At 69.1% G+C, this 4,381-nt stretch carries 6 protein-coding genes; 5 read left to right on the top strand and 1 reads right to left on the bottom strand.

The features are described 5' to 3' along the window. The 3 genes from VIR15_RS03330 to VIR15_RS03320 all read left to right on the top strand — a co-directional run. Positions 1–1,232: alpha/beta hydrolase (locus tag VIR15_RS03330; RefSeq protein WP_331926053.1), on the top strand; the 1,232-nt coding region annotated here is incomplete at its 5' end. A gap of 71 nt (positions 1,233–1,303) precedes the next feature. Then, entirely contained in the window at positions 1,304–2,557 is a 1,254-nt protein-coding gene (locus tag VIR15_RS03325; protein ID WP_331926052.1) for an NAD(P)/FAD-dependent oxidoreductase, read from the top strand. A 38-nt stretch (positions 2,558–2,595) separates the two neighbouring features. Beyond that, positions 2,596–3,168: an OsmC family protein gene (locus VIR15_RS03320; protein ID WP_331926051.1), complete on the top strand. Its 573-nt coding sequence runs from the start codon at positions 2,596–2,598 to the stop codon at positions 3,166–3,168. 120 nt (positions 3,169–3,288) lie between these two features. Here the strand turns inward: VIR15_RS03320 and VIR15_RS03315 are convergent, their stop codons facing one another. Beyond that, positions 3,289–3,462 (bottom strand): DUF8730 family Cys-rich protein, encoded by a 174-nt coding sequence (locus VIR15_RS03315; protein ID WP_331926050.1) that lies wholly within the window; start codon positions 3,460–3,462, stop codon positions 3,289–3,291. A gap of 122 nt (positions 3,463–3,584) precedes the next feature. Here VIR15_RS03315 and trxA point away from each other — a divergent pair, with 122 nt between their 5' ends. Beyond that, positions 3,585–3,959, top strand: a complete 375-nt coding sequence (gene trxA / locus VIR15_RS03310; RefSeq protein ID WP_331926049.1) for a thioredoxin — start codon at positions 3,585–3,587, stop codon at positions 3,957–3,959. A 34-nt stretch (positions 3,960–3,993) separates the two neighbouring features. After that, the coding region (locus VIR15_RS03305) for a DUF302 domain-containing protein (RefSeq protein WP_331926048.1) at positions 3,994–4,381 on the top strand (388 nt) is incomplete at its 3' end.

Below are 4,381 nucleotides of genomic sequence, written 5' to 3'. Positions count from 1 at the left end.
CGTTCGGAGACGTCCTGCTCGACACCGACCGGTTCCTCCTCGAGCGGGCCGGGGAGCCGGTCCACGTCCAGCCGCAGGTCTTCGAGGTGCTGTCCCACCTGGTGCTCAACCGGGACCGCGTGGTGCCCAAGACGGAGCTGCTCGACACCGTCTGGGGCGACCGGTTCGTGAGCGAGTCGACGCTGACGAGCAGGATCAAGGCAGCGCGTCGCGTCGTGGGCGACGACGGCGAGGTCCAGGGGGTGATCAAGACGATCCACGGGCGGGGCTATCGCTGGGTTGCCGACGTCGAGGTCGCCGACGGTGCGACAGGCGGCGAGACGGTGACTGCGATCGCCCCACCGGATCCGCGTCGACTCGAGCAGCGGATCCGCTTCTGCGAGGCCAGCGACGGGGTGCGCCTCGCCTACGCGACCGTGGGCCAAGGTCCGCCACTGGTACGCGCGGCTCACTGGATGACCCACCTCGACTACGAATGGGACAGTCCGGTGTGGCGGCACTGGATGGAAGGACTCTCGCGGGGCCGGACCTTCATCCGCTACGACGAGCGCGGCTGCGGTCTCTCGGACCAGGACCCCGGGGACATCTCCTTCGAGGCGTTCGTGCGTGATCTCGAGACCGTCGTCGACGACCTGGGACTCGAGCGCTTCCCGCTCCTCGGCCTGTCCCAAGGTGGACCGGTCGCGGTGGAGTACGCCGTCCGCCATCCTGAGCGGGTCAGCCGCCTCATCCTCATCGGCGCGTTCGTCATCGGCCGGGTGGCCCGGGCCACGACTCCCGAGCAGCGCCGCGAGGCCGAGATGCAGGCCGAGCTGATCCAGATGGGCTGGGGCCGCGAGGACCCGTCCTTCCGTCTGTACTTCTCCTCGACGTTCATGCCCGACGCCGACCCGCAGCTCTGGAGTGACTTCGCCGCCCTGATGCGCCGGACGACGTCGGCCGAGAATGCGCTGCGCCTCAACAATGTCTCGGTCAACATGGACGTCCGCGAGGCCGCGACGAAGGTCCGGGTTCCGACCCTCATCCTGCACGGGCGCAACGAGGTGCGGATCCCGTTCTCCCAGGGACGCGAGTACGCCACCCGGATCAGGGGCAGCCGTCTCGTGCCCCTCGATACGCGCAACCACCTGATGCAGCGCGACGAGCCGGCCTGGGCGCAGGCGCTGCGAGAGATCGACGCGTTCCTCGCCGAGGACGAATCCACGAACCGTCCAGCAGAAGTCCACATCTAGTCCGAGAACCCGTCGGCGCGGTCCGGCCACCGTTGTCTCAGCCAACCAGGGAGACAACAGGTGAAGGTCACATGAAGGCCAAGGAAACCGCGTGGGCAACCAGTCGCTCGGCCCGGGTTCTCGAGTCAGAGGTCGTCATCATCGGGGCCCGCGTCGCCGGAGCCGCGACCGCGAGGCACCTGGCGAGGGCCGGGCACGACGTCCTCCTGCTCGACCGAGCCGACTTCCCGAGCGACACCATCTCGACGCACGTCATCGCCCGATCCGGGATGGTGCTGCTGGACCGGCTCGGTGTCGTCGGCGACCTCGTCGAGAGCGGCACGCCGCGGCTGCGCCGGGTCGAGTTCACCAGCGACCTCGGGTTCCTGTCGCGCACCATCAAGGACCGCTACGGCGTCGACTTCGTGCTGGCGCCGCGCCGGTACGTGCTCGACGACATCCTCCAGCGGGCGGCGCTCGGAGCAGGAGCCCACTTGCGAGCCGGGGTTTCCGTCGATGGCGTCCTTCGTGACGAGACCGGGCGCATCGTCGGCGTCCACGGCCACGACGAGTCAGGTCCGATCGAGGTGCACGCACGCCACGTCGTCGGGGCCGACGGACTCAGCTCGAGGATCGCGCGCTCGGTGGACGCCCAGCCGACCATCGTGCGACCGAGCTCCGGTGCGTGCCAGTTCGCGTACTTCGCCGGCGACTGGGAGGCGATCGAGTACCACCTGTCCGATGGAGTGTTCGCCGGGGTCTTCCCCACCCATGGCGGCGAGGCCTGCGTCTGGGCGATCACCACCGAGAGCCTCGCCCGGCACTACCGGCACGGCGCGCACGGGGCGGATGAGGCCCTCGCGGCGGTGCTGGCCGACCACGCCCCCGGGCTGGCAGAGAGGCTGGCGCCTGAGGATCAGCGGACGCCGGTGCGCGGCATGCTCCGGATGCCCAACCACTTCCGCAAACCGTTCGGCCCGGGGTGGTCCCTGGTCGGCGACGCGGGCTATCACCGTGACGCCATCACCGGCCACGGCATCAGCGACGCACTGCGCGACGCGGAGCTGCTGGCACAGGCCGTCGACACGAGTCTGCACTGCCCCGCTCTCGAGGTCTCGGCGCTGGCCCGCTACGAGTCCCACCGGGACCGGATGTCCGCCCGCATCTTCGAGATCACCGTGGGTCTTGCCGCGTTCCCGGACCAGGAGAGGTTCGTGGCACTCCAGCGCGACCTGGCTGTCGCGATCGATGACTTGGCCGGGGAGCTGCACTCCCGGCCACTCCCGCGCGCCGCCGAAGCGCGCCCGGGAGCGCGAACCGATGCAGCCCTCACCGCACCAGCCTGAGGAACACCACCAGAGAACCACCAGGAGAAAGCAGTCTCATGACAACCGACACGACATCGTCCGTCACGCACCGCAACGGCGTGGACACGCCGACCCTCTTCGCGACGCTGAACGCCGTCAGGGAGATGCCCGTCGCGGCGCAGTTCCAGTTCCGGGCGCACAACGAGTGGGCAAAGGGCACCCACAGCCGATCGACGATCCACGACTACTTCGGAGTCGGCGAGGACCGGGTCCACGAGCGCGAGTTCGTCTTCGACGCCGATCACCCGGCGGTCCTCGTGGGCAAGGACAACGGGCCAACGCCGGTGGAGTTCCTGCTCCACGCCCTCGCCGCCTGCCTGACCGCGGGCATCGCCAACATCGCCTCCGCCCGCAAGGTCACCCTGGCTGAGGTCCGCTCCACCGTGACGGGGGACATCGACCTCAATGGCATCCTCGGCCTCCAGGACGTCCGCAACGGCTACCAGCGGCTCAACATCACGTTCTCCATCAAGGGCGATGCGCCAGAGGGGGTCCTCCGGGAGATCGTCGAGCAGTCCCGCCGCCGATCGGCCGTCTACGACGTGCTCACCAATGGCGTGCCGGTCGAGATCGATGTCGAGGTCGCCTGACCCCCACTCCGGCTCACTAATTGAGATGGGCCGAGTGCGTCGGGGGGAACGCACTCGGCCCATCGGTTTCTCCGGTCCGACCGAGTCACGGGAAGGGGCTGGCTCGGTCGGTGCGGCTGGTCAGCCGCGACCGAAGAGCTTGCCGAGGAAGCCGCCCGTCGAGGCCGTGGCGTCCTTCGAGTGCCCCGGGCAGCGCTGCGCCTGGGGCACGTTGCGCATCACTTGGTCGACGTGCTGGCCACAGCCGGCCCACGTGGTCTTGCCGCAGGTCCTGCAGTTGGCGGGACGGCACATGGAGTTGCTCCTCAGGTCTGTCGGTGTCGGAATATATACCCCAGGGGGTATGTTGTGATCACTGTAGAGCACACCCGCCGGGATGCGCCAGTCAGGCGCAGCCGCACACCTGAAGGAAGCACATGAGCACGCGCAACCTGACCTACACCGACTTTGAGTCGACCATCTCGGGCGAGGGCATCGTCCTCGTCGACTTCTGGGCATCGTGGTGCGGCCCGTGCCGCATGTTCGCCCCCGTCTACGAGGCGGCCTCGGAAGAGCACACCGACATCGTCTTCGGCAAGGTGGACACGGAGGCCGAGCAGCAGCTTGCCGGCGCTGCCCGGATCACCTCGATCCCGACCCTGATGGCCTTCCGCGATGGAATCCTCGTCTTCAGTCAGCCAGGCGCCCTGGCCGCGCCCGCGCTCGAACAGGTCATCCACGCCGTGCGCGACCTCGACATGGAGGACGTGCGGCGCCAGATCGAGGAGCAGCGCGCCAAGGCCGATGCCTGAGTCCGCCTCACGAGACCTGACGAGGAGCACCACGATGGACCACGCGATCACCGTCACCACCGGCCTCTCCTTCGAGGAGGCCCTCCAGGCCACGAGGGAGCGGCTCGCCGACGAGGGCTTCGGCATCCTCTCCGAGATCGACCTCGCGGCAACGCTCAAGGCCAAGATCGGCGCCGACCTGCCGCCGCAGGTGATCCTCGGCGCCTGCCGGCCACCGCTGGCCCACGCAGCGATCCAGGCGGAGCCGTCGATCGGGGTCTTCCTGCCCTGCAACGTCGTCGTCCGCGTCGACGACGGGGGCCGCACGGTGGTCCAGGCGATGAATCCCGAGTTCATGACCCAGATCGCCTCCGGTGCGGCGCTGGCCGAGGTCGCCGAGGACGCCAAGGCCCGCATCAACCGGGCCCTCGACGCCGTGGCCG

The organism is Intrasporangium sp. (genome assembly GCF_036566125.1).
Taxonomy (GTDB): domain Bacteria; phylum Actinomycetota; class Actinomycetes; order Actinomycetales; family Dermatophilaceae; genus Intrasporangium.
Note: the sequence above shows the minus strand (reverse complement) of the source record. Positions and strands in the feature narration are given on the sequence as shown.